17 protein-coding genes are annotated in these 15,466 nt (G+C 65.4%); 7 read left to right on the forward strand and 10 right to left on the reverse strand.

Annotated features, from left to right (window positions below; translation table 11 throughout):
* Nucleotides 1-5: 5 nt before the first annotated feature.
* A complete protein-coding gene (locus BIWAKO_RS29940; RefSeq protein ID WP_069881743.1) occupies nt 6-1,025 on the reverse strand; it encodes an Ldh family oxidoreductase in 1,020 nt (339 codons plus the stop codon).
* An 84-nt stretch (nt 1,026-1,109) separates the two neighbouring features.
* Between BIWAKO_RS29940 and BIWAKO_RS29945 the strand changes: the two genes are divergently transcribed.
* Nucleotides 1,110-1,826, forward strand: a complete 717-nt coding sequence (locus tag BIWAKO_RS29945; protein ID WP_074471635.1) for a GntR family transcriptional regulator — start codon at nt 1,110-1,112, stop codon at nt 1,824-1,826.
* 99 nt (nt 1,827-1,925) lie between these two features.
* Nucleotides 1,926-2,105 (forward strand): hypothetical protein, encoded by a 180-nt coding sequence (locus tag BIWAKO_RS29950; RefSeq protein ID WP_176733443.1) that lies wholly within the window; start codon nt 1,926-1,928, stop codon nt 2,103-2,105.
* A 71-nt stretch (nt 2,106-2,176) separates the two neighbouring features.
* On the opposite strand, the gene BIWAKO_RS29955 is transcribed toward BIWAKO_RS29950, so the two are convergent.
* The 3 genes from BIWAKO_RS29955 to BIWAKO_RS29970 form a co-directional block, all read right to left on the reverse strand.
* On the reverse strand, nt 2,177-2,878 hold the full coding sequence (locus BIWAKO_RS29955) for a L,D-transpeptidase (RefSeq protein ID WP_069881744.1): 702 nt from the start codon (nt 2,876-2,878) through the stop codon (nt 2,177-2,179).
* A gap of 422 nt (nt 2,879-3,300) precedes the next feature.
* Nucleotides 3,301-4,152: a DMT family transporter gene (locus BIWAKO_RS29965; protein ID WP_201788667.1), complete on the reverse strand. Its 852-nt coding sequence runs from the start codon at nt 4,150-4,152 to the stop codon at nt 3,301-3,303.
* 68 nt (nt 4,153-4,220) lie between these two features.
* The gene (locus BIWAKO_RS29970; RefSeq protein ID WP_069882927.1) at nt 4,221-5,330 is read right to left on the reverse strand and encodes a trans-sulfuration enzyme family protein; all 1,110 of its coding nucleotides are present in this window, start codon (nt 5,328-5,330) and stop codon (nt 4,221-4,223) included.
* Between the two features lie 181 nt (nt 5,331-5,511).
* On the opposite strand from BIWAKO_RS29970, the gene BIWAKO_RS29975 reads away from it, so the two are divergent.
* The 4 genes from BIWAKO_RS29975 (at nt 5,512) to ltaE (ending at nt 10,596) form a co-directional block, all read left to right on the forward strand.
* Nucleotides 5,512-5,970, forward strand: coding sequence for an Lrp/AsnC family transcriptional regulator (locus BIWAKO_RS29975; RefSeq protein WP_244523587.1), 459 nt, complete (start codon nt 5,512-5,514; stop codon nt 5,968-5,970).
* 1,869 nt (nt 5,971-7,839) lie between these two features.
* Entirely contained in the window at nt 7,840-8,538 is a 699-nt protein-coding gene (locus BIWAKO_RS29990; RefSeq protein ID WP_069881750.1) for an NAD-dependent epimerase/dehydratase family protein, read from the forward strand.
* Nucleotides 8,539-8,673: 135 nt separating this feature from the next.
* Nucleotides 8,674-9,276, forward strand: coding sequence for an alpha/beta hydrolase (locus BIWAKO_RS29995; protein WP_069881751.1), 603 nt, complete (start codon nt 8,674-8,676; stop codon nt 9,274-9,276).
* Between the two features lie 273 nt (nt 9,277-9,549).
* Nucleotides 9,550-10,596, forward strand: a complete 1,047-nt coding sequence (gene ltaE / locus BIWAKO_RS30000) for a low-specificity L-threonine aldolase (RefSeq protein WP_084652017.1) — start codon at nt 9,550-9,552, stop codon at nt 10,594-10,596.
* Nucleotides 10,597-11,006: 410 nt separating this feature from the next.
* Here ltaE and BIWAKO_RS30005 read toward each other — a convergent pair whose 3' ends face one another.
* The 6 genes from BIWAKO_RS30005 to BIWAKO_RS30030 form a co-directional block, all read right to left on the reverse strand.
* Complete coding sequence (locus tag BIWAKO_RS30005; protein ID WP_069881753.1) at nt 11,007-11,702, reverse strand: RES family NAD+ phosphorylase; 696 nt, start codon at nt 11,700-11,702, stop codon at nt 11,007-11,009.
* Complete coding sequence (locus tag BIWAKO_RS30010; protein WP_069881754.1) at nt 11,696-12,106, reverse strand: antitoxin Xre-like helix-turn-helix domain-containing protein; 411 nt, start codon at nt 12,104-12,106, stop codon at nt 11,696-11,698. The genes BIWAKO_RS30005 and BIWAKO_RS30010 overlap by 7 nt, the downstream gene beginning before the upstream one ends.
* Nucleotides 12,107-12,139: 33 nt before the next feature.
* A complete protein-coding gene (locus tag BIWAKO_RS37450; protein ID WP_371332115.1) occupies nt 12,140-12,628 on the reverse strand; it encodes an MFS transporter in 489 nt (162 codons plus the stop codon).
* The gene (locus tag BIWAKO_RS30020; RefSeq protein ID WP_069881756.1) at nt 12,568-13,776 is read right to left on the reverse strand and encodes a bifunctional alpha/beta hydrolase/OsmC family protein; all 1,209 of its coding nucleotides are present in this window, start codon (nt 13,774-13,776) and stop codon (nt 12,568-12,570) included. The genes BIWAKO_RS37450 and BIWAKO_RS30020 overlap by 61 nt, the downstream gene beginning before the upstream one ends.
* 105 nt (nt 13,777-13,881) lie before the next feature.
* Nucleotides 13,882-14,325 carry a cupin domain-containing protein gene (locus BIWAKO_RS30025; RefSeq protein WP_084652019.1) on the reverse strand — a complete coding sequence of 148 codons (444 nt, stop codon included), beginning with the start codon at nt 14,323-14,325 and terminating at the stop codon, nt 13,882-13,884.
* Nucleotides 14,326-14,346: 21 nt separating this feature from the next.
* Nucleotides 14,347-15,117: an SDR family oxidoreductase gene (locus tag BIWAKO_RS30030; RefSeq protein WP_069881757.1), complete on the reverse strand. Its 771-nt coding sequence runs from the start codon at nt 15,115-15,117 to the stop codon at nt 14,347-14,349.
* A gap of 50 nt (nt 15,118-15,167) precedes the next feature.
* Here BIWAKO_RS30030 and BIWAKO_RS30035 point away from each other — a divergent pair, with 50 nt between their 5' ends.
* Nucleotides 15,168-15,395: a hypothetical protein gene (locus BIWAKO_RS30035; protein WP_069881758.1), complete on the forward strand. Its 228-nt coding sequence runs from the start codon at nt 15,168-15,170 to the stop codon at nt 15,393-15,395.
* Nucleotides 15,396-15,466: the final 71 nt, after the last annotated feature.

The following is a 15,466-nucleotide window of genomic DNA, read 5'->3' on the forward strand; positions in this document are numbered from 1 at the left end:
TCGCTCTAACCATATTTGCGGTTGGGGGAGATGGGTGAGTTCGCGAGCACCTGCAGGCGCTCCCAGACCTCTTCGGCGACGGGTATTCCTTCGACGAGGCGCTGCTTGCGGCATTCGCGGGCTCTGTCGCCGGGCACAAGAACGCGATCGAACCCCTGGGCGGGCTCGGTGCCTCGGATGAGATCGAGATAGTCAGCCAGCCTGGGCTGCGGCCCGTCGATGACGATGAACACGTCGCCCTTGTTGCAGATATCGGTCGCATCGAGCGTGCCGCGCACATCAGGGCCGATGGCGGCGCCGGCAAGGCTGGTCACCAGCAATTCGAAAGCAAGCCCGAGCGCATAGCCCTTGGCTCCGCCGAAGGAGGCGAGCGCCCCGGTCTTGGCGCGGTTCGGATCGGTCGTCGGGTTGCCGTCGGCGTCGAGCGCCCAGTGTTCGGGGATGCCCGCGCCACGATGCGCGTGATCATGGATTTCACCCATCGACACGATGCTGGTCGCCGTATCCATGACGAAGGGCTCGCCCTCCGTCGGCACGCCGATCGCAATGGGATTGGTGCCGATGAGCGCCTTTCGCCCACCCCATGGATGCACGAGAGCTTCGCTTGTCGAGAGTGCGATGAGCGCCTGGCCCTGGGCCGCGACGTTTTCGGCGTACCAGCCGAGCATGCCGAGATGGTTCGAGTTGGTGATGGCAGCCAGCGCGATGCCGGTTCGTCGGGCCCGCTCCTGAATTACGGCGATCGCTGCGTTGGCGACGACCGGGCCGAGGCCCATCTGCCCGTCCACCGCCAGGAAGGCATCGGATCGCCAAGTCTGGCGCCCCTTGGCATGAGGGTTGGCGACGCCGTTGGCGATCCGTTCAATGACCCGGTCAAGCCGCAGCAGGCCGTGAGACGGGACGCCGCGGAGCTCGGCTTCGAGCAGGAGGTCGAGCTGGAGCACGGCATGATCGGCAGGAACCCCCGCCTGGGCGAGCGCCCTGCCCGCCACGTCCCTCACCTTCGAAACCTCAAGCAGCCGCATGATATCAAATCCGATCGGATATAGGATTGAGGTGGGCGGACTATGATGCTAGGATTTTGGGGCGTCAAGGCTGGGAGCAAACAAATGCCGAAAGACAGCAGTTCGGAGAAACAAAGTTTCACAGCACCGACCGTGCTGCGGCGCCCGACCCGGCTGGGCGACGAAGTCTACAACGCAATCTATGCCCAGCTCATGTCCCACAAGATTGCCCCGGGTGGGCGGATCTCGGTGGATAATCTGGTGCGTGAACTCGGCGTCTCCCAAACACCGATCCGGGAGGCGCTCTCGCGGCTGGAGACACAGGGGCTGGTCGTCAAGCGGCACCTTGTCGGCTACAGCGCTGCCGACCAGTTAAACAAGTCACGCCTTGAGCAGCTCTACGAACTGCGCCTGCTGCTAGAGCCCTTCGCCGCGGCGAAGGCCGCCATCACCATGTCCGACGCCTCGATTGAAGCCCTGGAAAGCATGGCGCAGGAGATGAAAGCCCTCGAGGCCGAGGATCCGCAGACTGCCTATGGTCAATTCGCGCAACGTGACAGCGAATTTCATGATCTGATCGCGGCAGGCAGCGGCAACGAATTGGTGCGCGAGGCGCTGTCGAACCTGCATACGCATGTGCATCTTTTCCGGCTCTTCTATCATTCACAGGCGACCTCTGAGGCCAATGACGAGCATGCGCGGATCCTCTGCGCCTTGCGAGCGCGGGATGCGGACGCGGCGGCAGAGGCCATGCGCAGCCACATCATGCGATCGAGCGAGCGCTTTGCGACGTTCTTTACACGCTACCCGCGCGCGTCCTGATCAAGGCTCGCATCCGAGGACTATCGGACGGGATGACGTGTCCGGTCCGATGTCCCATCCCTCTCCGGTCGCATCGCCTTTCCCGACATCCGCATCGACATGCTGGCACCCGATGCCGCCCAGCTGATCAGTGACGACAAGCTGGTGCGCGCCGCCGGCAACCAGACCGGCGTCAACACCCGCCTGAGGCGCAAGCGCGACAACCGATGGGTCATCGCCCTCAACCATGTCTCGCAGATCGAAAGCAACACGCCGGCGGGAAAAGCCCCTGGGCACTGACCGGATGCGGGCGACCGTCGGAGCCGAACACGGGTCGCGGCGTGAACAGCGCCGCGCCGCCCGGCCGAATGTCACGCAGCCAGTACGGTAACAGGCGTTCCGGGGGCGACGCGTGCGTAGAGATGCACGATATCCTGATTGATCATCCGGATGCAGCCCGACGAGACGTTGGTGCCGACGCTGTAGGGTTCCAGAGTGCCGTGAATTCGGTAGCCAAGATCCCGGCCTTCGCCGAAAAGATACAGTGTCCGCGCGCCCAGCGGACTATTGGGGCCGCCGCGCACGCCAAGGCCCCTCGACGTCTTCTCGAGCTGGGCCTTGATTGCCGGCTCACGCTCGATCATTTCGCGCGGCGGAACCCAATCGGGCCAGTCCCGCTTCATGTTGACCCGCGCCAGGCCGGACCAGCCGAAGCCCTCACGTCCAACACCGACGCCATAGCGGGTCGCAACGCGGGGCGTTTCGACGAAATACAGATGGTAAGAGGCCGGATCGACGATGATCGAGCCCGGGGTCTCGTCTCGCGAAAGCTCGACAGTCTGGCGCAGATAGCCCGGATCGATCTTTCGATAATCCACCGTCTGGACCGTAAACCGCTCGCCTGGATAATCCGTGTAGACTTCGGCGTAGTTCGGGCGCGCCAATGTGCGCGTCGGGCTCGCCCTGGCCGGGGAAACTTTTGGCAGCCCGACGCTGCTTCTCGTGCCGCACCCTGCGAGCCCGGCAGCGGCAAAGGTCAAGGCAGACATGGTAAAGCAACGACGGGTCGGCATGGATGTCTCTCAGGCAAGGCTCTTTGAGAAACATGAACTTACATCGTTAGGGCCACGTTAACCCGACTCAGAAAGGCGAAGCCGCCGCGGGCCGCCGCCGACCACGTGACCTTGACGCCGAGGCGGCCGTCATAGGCGCGGGAGCGCCCGTCGAAGCCGACCGAGTAGCCGGCTGAGGCGTAAAGCGTGGTATTGCGGGCGACCTGCGCATCGATGCCGCCCCTGACCTCCGGCTCCGATCGACCTGTGCCGAGATCTCGTCGCGTCCCAAAGCAGCCGTGCAAGACTGAACCGACGCGCCAGATCCTGTCTCACGGCACGCCCCTGCCCTCTCGGGAGTGACGCGCGGCGCAGCCCGAAAGCGGCCGCTGCCGGCGTCGGCTCACGGGCGGCATGCGAATATCGGCAGCGGTCTTCAGATCTCACCGTGCCGACGGCTGCCGGGCGCTGAGCGCCATTCCCACCCCTGTCAGCGTCAGCAGGATGGCCAAAGCCTGCTTCTGGCCGAGCGCATCGCCGAGCAGCGCCGCAGCAGACAAGGTTCCAACGATCGGGACGGTGAGCATTCCCGTCGCCGCAAGGGATGTTGGCAGCCGCCTGAGGGCTGAAAACCATGTGAGGTAGCAAAGCGCCATCGGCCCAAGGGCCATATAGAGCAAGCCGTAGAGGCCATTTGTCGACAGCGCGAGGATGCGTGGCTGCTCGAAGAACAGGCCGATGAGGACCATCGGAAGACAGCCCAGGCCGACCTGCCACGCCATGAAGGCCGTAAGCGGCATTCGGGTGGACTTGCGACCGATCACCGTGCCGGTGGCGAACAGGATGGCAGCCGCGAGTGCCAGGGCGATGCCCGGCACTTTCTCGCTCCCGACATTGGGACCGCCCATTAGCACGGCGATCCCTGTCATCCCCAACCCGACCGACAGCACGCTTCGCCATGTCGGCCGTTCGCCATTGACGGGCCATGCCAGCAACATCGCCCAGATCGGCATGGAGTAGGCAATGAGAGCCCCCTCCGTGACGGTCAGCCAGTTGAGCGACAGCGCGGTAAAGCCCATCCACGCGAAGACATTGATGCCAGCTCCAATGGCCACTGCCCGGCGATCCGCGCGCGGGAGTGCAAGGCTCTCGCGTCGCAGCAAGGCGACGGTCGCCAGCGCAGTTGCTCCGATCAACCCGGCGACGCCACGCGCAAACAGCGCAGGCCAATCCTGCAGGACAAATTTCAGGACCGTCCAGTTGAGCCCCCACCCGCATGCGGTGATGACGAGCATGACAAGCGGCCACCGCTCTGCCCGGAACGTCGCAGTATCGCCGTGACTGGACATGGCGGCCGCGCGGATCAGCGATGGCCGGCGGCAAGCGCCTGGTCGAGATCAGCCCAGAGGTCTTCGATGTCCTCGATGCCGGTCGAAAGCCGCAGCAGATCCGGCGGACAGGGAGAGCCCGCGCCCTCGATCGAGGCGCGGTGCTCGACTAGGCTCTCGACGCCACCGAGCGAGGTCGCGCGCTTGTAGAGCTGGACATTGGCCGCCGTCTTCACGGCCGCGGCCTCGCCCCCCGAAAGCTGGATCGAGAGCATGTAGCCAAAGCCGCCCTCCATCTGCCTGGCGGCGATGTCGTGGCCGGGATGCTGCGGCAGGCCCGGATAGAGCACGCGCGAGACCAAAGGATGAGCGGACAGGCGCTGCGCCAGGGCCATCGCGGACGCCGACTGCCGCTCCTGCCGGAGGTGGAGCGTGCGCATGCCGCGCATCAGGAGATAGGCCTCGAACGGGCCGAGGATGCCGCCCTGCCCGCGGCGGACCGTCTGGATGCGCTGCCAGAGCTCGTCGTTGTGGCGGGCGCAGAGCGCGCCGGCGACGACGTCGGAATGGCCGTTCAGCACCTTTGTCGCCGCATGCATCACGATGTCTGCGCCGAGCTGCAGCGGCCGCGAGTGCACCGGCGAGGCGCAGGTCGAATCGACGGCGAGCCTGGCACCGGCCGCATGCGCGATCTCGGCCGCCGCCGCGATATCGGTGATCGTCCAGAGCGGGTTCGACGGCGTCTCAATCCAGACGAGCCGGGTGCGGCCCTTCTGCACTGCGGCTTCGAGCGCCTCGAGATCGTCGGTCTCGACGAAATCGATGACGAGCCCCCAGCGTGTCGCCTCCGTCAGCAGCCAGTTGCGCAGCGCCCAGTACATCACCTTGGAGGCAACGACATGGTCGCCCGGCGACAGCGCCTGGAAGACGGCGGTCGCCGCTGCCATGCCCGAGCCGAACAGCAGCGCGCCGGCCTGCGCCTGTTCGAGCATGGCGAGCACGCTCTCCGCCTCACGGATCGTCTCGTTGTCGGGCCGGCCATAGACGAAGCCGGTCGAATAGCCGTTGTCCTCGTCGCGGAGATAGGTGGTGGACAGGTGCAGCGGAGGAACGACGCCCTTGGTCCGCGGATCGACCTTGCCCATGGCCTGCGCGGCCAGGCTGCGCTGTGTCCAGTTCTTTGTACCCACGACGATCGGACCCCTGCAAAAGCCCGGCAATGCGCTTCGGGCCGCTGAAATCCTGTCTGAAATCAGCTGTCCATTTTCGCCGATGATCGCTATTGGATGATCAAAATCGTCTTCTTGAGGTAGTCATATGACCAAAATGGTCGACCTCGACCGCTTCGATCACGCGCTGCTGCGTGAGGTTCAGACGGATAATCAAACGCCGGCACGGGTGCTGGCCGAGCGTGTGGGGCTGTCCACCAGTGCAGTGCTGCGACGGCTCCGGCGGTTGAGAGCCGAGCGGGTCATCACGGCCGATGTCTCGATCGTCAGTCCCGAGACGCTGGGAGTGCCGGTGACGGTCCACGTCCTCGTCTCGCTCAACCAGGGCTCCCGAACCTACGGCGATTTTTCACGCAAGCTTCAGCACAGGCAGGAGGTCCGTCAGGCGTCGTATGTGACCGGCGGCGCCGATTTCGTCGTCCACCTGCAATTGGAGAGCATGGCTGCCTATGCCGCCTTCGCCAAAGAGGTGTTTCATGACGACCCGACCGTGGCCGAATACCGCACCTTTGTCGCCATGCGTGAGGTCGTCGGGCCGACGATCCGGCGCCGCTAGGCGTCATCAGATCCGTCGTCGGACTGTAGTGGCGCTTCTGGCCGGGGGAAGCGGAGTGTGAGCTTCAGTCCGAGCGAGCCGCGGTCGCCGAGCCTGGCGGATGCCGGCGGCGTTCGCCTCGCTGCGTGGTCATGTCGTTGCGCCTGGCCTGGCCCAGCGCGCCGGAATGGCCGGGCGTCGTCATCGCTGCTCGGCCGTCGGCTTGATCATGATGCCGTCATGTCCAGACCCAATGGCAGCGGCGGATCCGCCTGCCGAAGCTGTCACGATGCACACGGCAGACCTGGCGCCGACGGCGGCGGTGGTGTCTGCGATGCTGCGGCGGACGGTGATGCCGACGATCCCAATCAGAACCTCGCTGCTGGGCCCAGTCCAATGGCGTTCCGTCCGGGAGCGTCAGATCGGAAAGATCTGCGTTTGGCGCCTCGGGCGCCTGGAGCCGCGGGGCGGCTTGCGCGCCCTGGGGCCGCAGAGTGAGGGCCAGACCAAGACTCAAGCCCAGAAATCCAGTGAGGAATGCCCGACGTTCCATGCTTCCACCTCCTGCTGCGCGCCAGTGGCCTGACACAGTGCCATTGCGCTCGAGGCGGCCTGATCTGCCGCCTCCTCGGGAATGCGTGGGGAACGCGCGGCAGCCCGATTTGTTCGGCGCCGAGGCTCACGAAGTCCGGCAGAAGGGCCATTGTCCAGCTGCGTCACGCTTCGGCGTCACCGCGGCGGGGGTGGCCGCCGGTGTCTCGGCGGGGGCGGCAGCGGCCGACGCCTGCGCATGCGCCAGCGATGCGCGTTGCGGGTCGGGCCCTGCGATCCCAGAGACGGCGGCTGTTCGCCAGGCCGACGGGGCGTGGGTGGCCCTTGCATGAATTCCGCGGGCGCTTCGTCGAGAGATCTCGCGGTGTCCGCCGGCAACGCGTTCGCTGATGCGACCTGGCCAAGCGCAGCCGCAAGGCCGCCACCGAGCAGGGCTGCTAGAAAAGACCGGCGCTCCATATGCGCTCCACTTATTTCTGAATTCGGCTTCGATAGTCGCGCGCCGGTTTCAGGAATACAGGCTCCGCCCCCCGCCGCACCGCCAGGCTACCCTCCGTTGGAGACGCCGACCAGCCCGGACAGGATGCTCGTCGCGACTGCACCGATCATCGCAGGAATTGATGGTGGCGAAAGTGGCGGTGTCGCTGATTTCTGCAGACGGGAACGACCCTAAACCATGGCCGTAACCCACGACTAGGCACCTGGCAGGGCTCGACGCCCGCCCGGCACCCAGTCTCTTTCTGCATTACCAGCGTTCAGAATAATGACGCCGGTAACCGTGAGCAGGAGCCCAGGGCGGTGGGCCACCATGTCGACGATACCCGTAGCCATCGTCGTAACGGTCGCGCCGGTAGTGGCGTTGCCGTTGCTCGTGATACTCCATCTCAGCCATCCGGTGATCGCGATTGTGGCGGGTGTATTCCGCGGGCAGCCTGTCCAGCGCTCCGGGCGCGGGCAAGGCTTGCGGCGCGGCGTTGGCCATCGTGGCCGCCGCCCCAAGGATGATACTAGCGAGTAAAAGCCGACGCATTGGGATGCTCCCTGTTTGCTCCCGCCGAAAAGAGCTGTCCGAATGGGAACGCGGGATGAACGAAATGGTTCGCGTTCGTTCAGAATGAAGGGCGCGGCCGAGAATCATTTCTCTGCTCGCACGAGCGCTGACAGGGGTGTCAGCGGTGGCGAGGATACCGACACCTTCACGGCTAGCGCCCATACCCCGCAGGTGAAGGCCATCCCGCCAACCGCTGGAGCGAGACGCAGATGCTTCGACAGTCGGCGACTTTCGGCTAGCGTTCAGTGATCGCCCGATGAGGAACCCCTGACCATGCGCGCCCTGCCATGACCCAACGCGTACTCCTCGCCGGCAGCACCGGGCTGGTCGGCAGCCTTGTCCGCGCCCGGCTCACTGCGCGTCCCGAGATCGATCTCGTCAGCCTCGTGCGCCGGGGAGCAACTGCGTCCGGGCATCAGGTCGATTTCGAACAGCTCTGCGAGGCGCCCGAGGCCGTCCTGAAGCCGATCGCGCCCGACGGTATCGACGTCGCGATCTCCTGTCTCGGCACGACCATCCGCACGGCGGGGTCGCAGCCGGCCATGTTCCGCGTCGACCATGATTATGTGCTCGCCGTCGCCAGGGCCGCGCGAGCGCTCGGGGCCCGCCAGTTCATCCTGGTGACCGCGGTCGGCGCCGGCGGCCCGGGCTTCTACCTGCAGACCAAGGGAGCCATCGAGCGGGCGGTCGCCGTTCTCGGCTTCGCGCGGGTCGACCTGATCCGGCCAGGCTTCCTTCTCGGCGGGCGCACCGAGCGGCGGGTCTGGGAGGCGATCGGCCAGCGCGTCTTCGCGGCGCTCACCCCGCTCATGCTCGGCCCGCTGTCGCGCTACGGGGCCATCCCTGCCGAGACGGTGGCCGACGCGATCGTGACGCTCATCGGCGATGCGGCGCCCGGCCGGCACCTCTACGAGAACGCCGAGATGCACCGGCTTTCCCAGGCGACGCGAGCCGGCGCCGGGAGTACAGGCCACGCCGCCCCGTGAACGCCATCCGGGTCGCCCACGTGGCAGTGTCAGCACCTGCCGCAATTGTCGGAGATGGCTGCGAAGCTGACACGCAGTCGTCATGCTTATCGGCTCTCTGCCGATCCGCTCCCCAGGTCGAAGCCCGCTTGCCCGATGCAATTCAGTTTCGTTGAGCCCAGTGATCCATCATCCCCGCCACTGATCCTGCTCCACGGCTCCGGGGGCAAGGAAACGGATATGCTTCCCGTCGCGGCAGCGGCGGCTCCGGGCGCAGCCGTATTCTCGGTGCGCGGGGCGGTCGCATGGGAGGGCGGCTATGCGTTCTTCAGGCGATTGCCTGATAGAAGCATCGACGAAGACAGCATCCGGGCAGAAGCTCCTGCTCTCGCGGCTTTCGTCGCAGAGATCATCGCGGGGCATCCTGGCCGGAGCAGCCCGATCCTGGTCGGGTTCTCGAACGGCGCGATCATGGCTGCCGCGCTGGTGATGCTCTTCCCGGATCTGGTCGGGGGAGCCGCTTTGTTGCGCCCGCTCTCGCCGTTCGCGACACCAACGGAAACACGGTTGCGGGCCATGCCGGTGCTCGTCGTCGATGCGATCAACGATGTTCGAAGGCAGGCCGGAGACGGTGCCGCGATGGCTGCGCAACTGCGTGGCGCAGGGGCGATCGTCGATCACCACAGCCTGAATTCGGGCCATGGCCTCACCGACGATGATCTGGCGCTGCTGCGTGGCTGGTTGGCGACTGTCGCCTGACATCCGCGGGCTCGCATTTCATGCCGCGGGATCATCGCATCGAGGCCATGAGGCAGGCCGGCGAGGCCATGACGCGAGATTCAAGGAGTTGAGCCTCGACGCCCCGCCAGTGACCCGCCCGCAAAGCCGAGCTGGATACCGCGTCAAGTGCTCATAGTGAGGTACAGGAGGTCCAAGCCAGGGCTGGCTCGAACGAAGGCCTTGCGTCATTTTCCATGGAGCAGCCAGCGATCCCTCTCGCCGGCACGTTCATGCTCAACCAGGATCTGATCGATGCTAGTGGATGACTTCCGTTCGGATACCGTCACGCGCCCCGATGAGGGGATGCGGGCTGCCATGGCTGCAGCCGAGGTCGGCGACGCTGTTTACGATGACTGCCCGACCACCAGTCGCCTGGAAGCGATGGTCGCCGAGCGCCTGGGAAAGGAAGCCGCCCTCTTCTTCCCCACCGGCACGCAAGCGAACCTCGCGGGGCTGATGGCCCATTGCGGCCGCGGCGACGAATATCTCGTTGGTCAGATGGCCCACACCTATCGGCTCGAAGGCGGCGGCGCCGCAGTGCTGGGCTCGATCCAGCCGCAGCCTTTGCCCAACGAGGCTGATGGGACGATCGCGCTGGAGGCCATTGCGAACGCGATCAAGCCCAACGACTTTCACTTCGCGGTCACGCGGCTGCTGGCGCTGGAAAACACCTTCAACGGCCTGGTCCTGCCCGACGCCTACCTGCAAGCCGCAACGCAGCTCGCCCGCTCGCGCGGGCTTGCGACGCATCTGGACGGTGCCCGGCTGATGAATGCCGCGGCGGCGAGCGGCCGGGACGCGGCCTGGATCGCGGCGCAGTTCGACACCCTGTCTTTGTGTCTCTCCAAGGGGCTGGGCGCGCCGGTCGGCTCCGTCCTCGTCGGCCCCAGGGACTTCATCGAAAAATCCCGCCGGATCAGGAAAATGCTGGGCGGCGGCATGCGCCAGACCGGCGTGCTGGCCGCGGCCGCGATCTACGCCCTGGAGCACAATGTCGCGCGGCTCGGTGACGATCACCGGCGCGCCGCAGTTCTCGCGAGCGTGCTGGCGCGTTACCCCGCGCTTGGCGCGGGACCGCCACGCACCAACATGGTGTTCATGACGCCCAAGGATTTCGACACCAGCGCATTCGCCACTTTTCTGCGCGGTCGCGGCATTGGCGTCAGCGGCCGCTACGGAACGCTGCGTTGGGTGACGCATCTCGACGTGGATGACGCGTCCGTCGAGCGGGTTGCCGGGGCCTGCGAGGTCTTCTTCGACAGGCAAAGCGCGCCCGCCGGATTGAGAGCGCAGGCCTGAGGGCCCTGCGCCGGTCGGAGGACGGGTGCGGGTCCGGACCCCTGCATCGGAATCAGGCCGCATGCCAGGAGCATTCGCTCAAAAAAAGACCCGCCATGGCGGCGGGTCCAGATGGGGAGGGAGTGCGACCCTACCGTGAGCACCTGCCGGTCCGTCTGTGATCGAAGTCACAGAGCCGGCGATTGCACGCTTGCATGACCTGGTCGATGCCGATGCGGATGAGCGAGCCCAGCCCGGTCACGTTCAAGACGCCAGTCTTGCGCGGCGCTAAAGACCATCGTTCGCTCAGCACCACTGCCGAGGGGCTCTGATCTGCTCTTCCGCGAAGCGACTGCGCTTCACGTTCTGGTCCTCTCAATGGGCTGGACCGAATTGCGTGCCCGGCCAAGGGCTTGAGTCCGTTTCTTCGGCTACAGCGCCAGAATTGCCCCGGTTCGGCAGTTCCGCACCCGGTCGACGCGGGCGCCGTCCCAGTGGAAGTCGTAATGGTCGCCCTGGACCGGGATCGGGATCAGGTCCGGCCAGAAGATCGCGATGCACTCTGCGCCGGGGCAGCGCACGCTGCGGTACAGAAACCCGTTCGAGCCCGCCCTGCGCATCTGCCGTGCAACGGCCTGGGAGGCGGAATAGTCGTCCGCGTCGTGCAGGTCGGCCCGGGCCCGGACATCATGCAGGTCGAGATCGACCTGGTTGATCAGCACGCGGAACTGCGAGGTCCAGCCGCCCTCCTCCCGGCTTGCCGCCATCGCCCGGCCATGGTGATGCGCGACCTCGCGGATCGCGACCTCATCGCTCTGGCCGGCGGAATAGACGCCCCAGGTGCCGTCGGTGAAGCGGCCCGGCCGATCGGTGCTGATATGGACGAAGGGCGCCATCAAATAGCTCGCCCCGTGCCCGGCCACACGCCGCGCCGGCGGAACGAGATCGAGCCGGCCGATCTGCTCCCAGATCCGTGGGTTGGTCTTCGACTCGATCGAGGCCAGCGCTTCCCAGTCGCTCGGGTCGGCGATGTCCTCGAACAGGTCGATCGGCGGATAGATCGACCGGATGATCCGGTACGCCTTGAGCCAGTGGACGCGGAGGACGGGCGCAGCCTCGCTCACCAACCACCACGCTCGGCGTCGAGATAGGAGCGCACGCGGGCCAGCGAGAAGATGTCGCCCTGCGCCATGATCTCGACCGGGGCCCGGCCGCCAAAGGCGTCGTTCGGCTTGCCGACCCAGGCATAGCCGCGCTCAGGATCGGTGAAGAGGGTGCGCAGGCCCTTGTGGATGCCCATCAGCAGGGACAGGCGGGTGGCGAGGTCCCGGTCGATCCGGCCGTGGTCCCCTGCCTTCCAGCGGGCATAGGTCCGGGCGGAAAGCCCGCCCAGCATCTCGCGCGCGACGGCGTCGGTCAGGCCCCATTTTTCGAAGAGCCTGATCACCGCCCGGGCGGCCGCGGCGGCCTCCTCGACCGTAATCTCCGGCACCGCCGGGGTCGCAACAGTCCGGGGGATCTCGACAAGCATGGCTCACCTCACTTCGGCATAAAATAAGGATAATTATGCCAAATGGCAACATCCGCCCCACTTCGGCCGATGATGCCGCCTCGGAGCTGCTGAGCGCTGTCGGGGAGCAAGCGGACCTACGCTGCGCACGGTGTTGAACCCGACGGATGTCAGCGCAACGGCCGCTGCGAGATCTTCTCGATCGAGAAATCGCCCCCCGATGCCTGCCAGCCAAGGTTGTTGAAGGCGATGCCCCTCCGCGAGGACGCTGAAAAACTGGATGATCCGGGGGTTGATGATGCCGACAGCGACGAGGATCGTCAGCGCAGCATCAGTCTCAGCCATCAAGGACCGCGCCACCAGCATCCCTTCGCGGCAATTGAAATTGTCGACGATGTCCCGAAGCGACCCGTCTGGGACATGGGACAATCGGTATCTGGCGACCGGAGTCGGCCCATGGCCGACATGCGGGAATTGCTGTCCTACGGCATGAGTCTCGAACGTATCTTGATCTCGTGCGAGAGCGTGACATGGACCGGGCACCTGTCGGCAATGTCCATCAGCCGTGTCCGGGCCGCGTCCGAAAGATCGCCTTCGATCGTGATGTCGCGGGTGATCTCGCCGATGGTGCCCTCCTTGGTTTCGCAATCGGCGCAGTCCTGCGCGTGGACCTTGTTATGGGACAGGCGCACGGCGAACCGATCGGCAGCTAGCCCCTTGCGGTCGGCATAGAGGCGCATCGTCATCGAGGTGCAGGCGCCGAGCGCGGCAATAAGGTAGTCATAGGGGCCTGGACCGGCGTCATCCCCGCCGAGCGCGACCGGCTCTCCGGCCAGGAGCACATGAGACCCAGCCCTGACATGCTGCGCCAGGGGCCCCGTGCGCGTCTCGCGCACCTCGACGATGCCTGGCGGCAAGGGCGTCACCTCTTTGTCCCGCGCCAGATAACGCGATGCCCAGGCGGCAATCGCATCTGCGATGTAGATCGCATCCTGCCGCTTTCGGAGCAGATGATCCGCCGTATCGAGCGAGAGAAAGCTCTTGGGATGTCGCGCTGCCGCAAAAATCTGACTTGCATTGTCAATGCCGACATATTCGTCGCGCGGCGCGTGGCACACCAGAAGCGCCTTCTTCAGCTTCGCCAGACCGTCGAGGATGTTCTGGTCCGCAACATCGTCGAGGAACTGCCTGGTGATGGTGAAGGAGCGGCCCGCCAGCGTGACTGTCGCCGTTCCCTTCTCCTCGATTTCCGCCACGTCCGCGGCGAAGTTGTGCGTGACATGGACTGCCGAGGCCGGGGCCCCGATGGTGACGACGCCGGTTGCTTCCGGCACATGAGCGGCCGCCGCAAGCACCGCCGCCCCACCCAGGCTATGGCCGATCAGCAATGACGGCGCCGCGTGGTTCTTTCGCAGGTAATCGGCTGCCGCAACAAGGTCTTCGACATTCGACGAGAAGTTGGTGTTCGCGAACTCACCCTCGCTGGCGCCTAGCCCGGTGAAGTCGAACCGCAGCACGGCAATACCGCGACCTGTCAGAGCCTGGGCGATCTGCGAGGCCGCAACGATGTCCTTGCCGCAGGTGAAGCAATGGGCGAACAGCGCATAGGCGTGCGGTTTCGCCGGCGAATCGAGACGAGCCGCCAGATTGTCCCCGGAATGACCGGGGAACTGGATTTTTCTCGATTCCATCGGGCCCTCTCCTCTTCAGACCAGCAGCCGGTCTCATCGACGGGAATGCCCCCCGCAAAAACCATGACTGCGATCAAACCGATGTCGAAAATTCCGGAGGTCCCATCATCTCTTATCGGGGATCGTAAGCTCGGCATCCACGTCATCCACGAGGAAGACAGCGAGGAGCTTCGCCGCCCGCGTCTTGCTCGCATTGGCACTGACACGATGATGATCGCCAGGCATTTCGGTCCAGTTCTGACCGGTCCGATAGGTCACGACCGGCCCGTCATTGACCTGGCTGCGGACGGCGCCTGCAATGACAGTCGCATAGATGATCGCGGATTTCGCGTGGGTGTGGGATGGCGAATAGCCACCCGGCCCGTATTCGACCATGACCCCCTTGATGCTCTTGCCGGGGTTTCCTGGCACGGCGTGCTGGTAGACCTGCGTCACCTTTGCGTTCCTGGCGCCGGGCAGCGTTACCCCCTTGTCGCGCGAAGCCGGCGCCTGGGCACCGGCAGTGACTGTGGTCAGCAACAAGGCCGCAGTTGCGGCGCTCAACGTCATTCTCATTGGCTTGCCTCCGCTTCAGGCTGATGCCGCTGCCGTCATGCCACGCTTGCGCGCGAGCCATTCCGTCAGGTTGGTGGGGCCCAGGCGCGCCTCGCCCTGGGGAACGAGCGTGTCATGTTCAACGCGACTGCCAAAATACCGGGCGTCAGGATCCGCAACGACAGGCCGCGCATCGTCTACCGCCGTGAGATAGCGTCCGACAATCTCGTTGAACGGAGCCCGATCCGGTCCTGCGATGTCGACAGTTCCATTGCCTGGCGCCGACAGCGCAACCTCTGCAACGATTGCGGCGACGTCGTCCGCCGCGATCGGCTGAAACAGCCCGGTCGCAATGCGAACCTGGCCGTCCTTCTGACCGTCTTCCGCGATGCTCGGGAGAAACTCCATGAACTGGGTCGAGCGGATGATCGTGTAGGGAACCGCGGACGCCTTGATCAGAGCTTCCTGAGCCAGCTTGGCGCGGAAGTAGCCGTTGTCGGGAGACCTGTCCGTACCGACGATGGAGAGGACGACATGATGGCGAACCCCCGCCCGCGCTTCGGCCGCCAGGAGATTGGCCTCGTGTGCGGAAAAGAAGGCGAGGACAGCCGACGCCTCGAAGGAGGGCGAATTGGCAAGGTCGATGACGACCTGCGCCCCTGTCAGGGCCTCGTCCAGCCCTGCCCCCGTCACAGTATCGACGCCGGTGCTCGGAGCAGCGGCCAATGCGTCATGGCCAGCGGCACGCAGGATCGCAATGGTTTTCGTACCGATCAGGCCGGTACCTCCAATGACGGCAATTTTCATGGCCCGGTCTCCGATGGTTGGCGGCGCCACAATGCCGGCGGAGCCGGATCATGAACCGCGGGCTCACCCGACTGCGCACGACTGGCGGTGAGCCGACCCTGGAAGTCATCGAATTCCTCGAGTGGACGTCTGCCGGATTTGAAGGCTCCTTCATCATAAGCGGCGAAACGACACTGTTGAGTACGTTTGCTTGCCGTGGCGAGCGACAGATCAGGTCGCTTCGCCACCGCCCGTGGAGTGTCTTCGATCTGGCTGACATCGGAGATCGAGACGGGTGACGACGGCGTCCCCGGCGATCAGAGAGCCGCACCAACAGGCCGTCGAGATGACTGCAACCGACGTCCTGCAC

The organism is Bosea sp. BIWAKO-01 (assembly GCF_001748145.1).
Classification (GTDB): Bacteria; Pseudomonadota; Alphaproteobacteria; order Rhizobiales; family Beijerinckiaceae; genus Allobosea.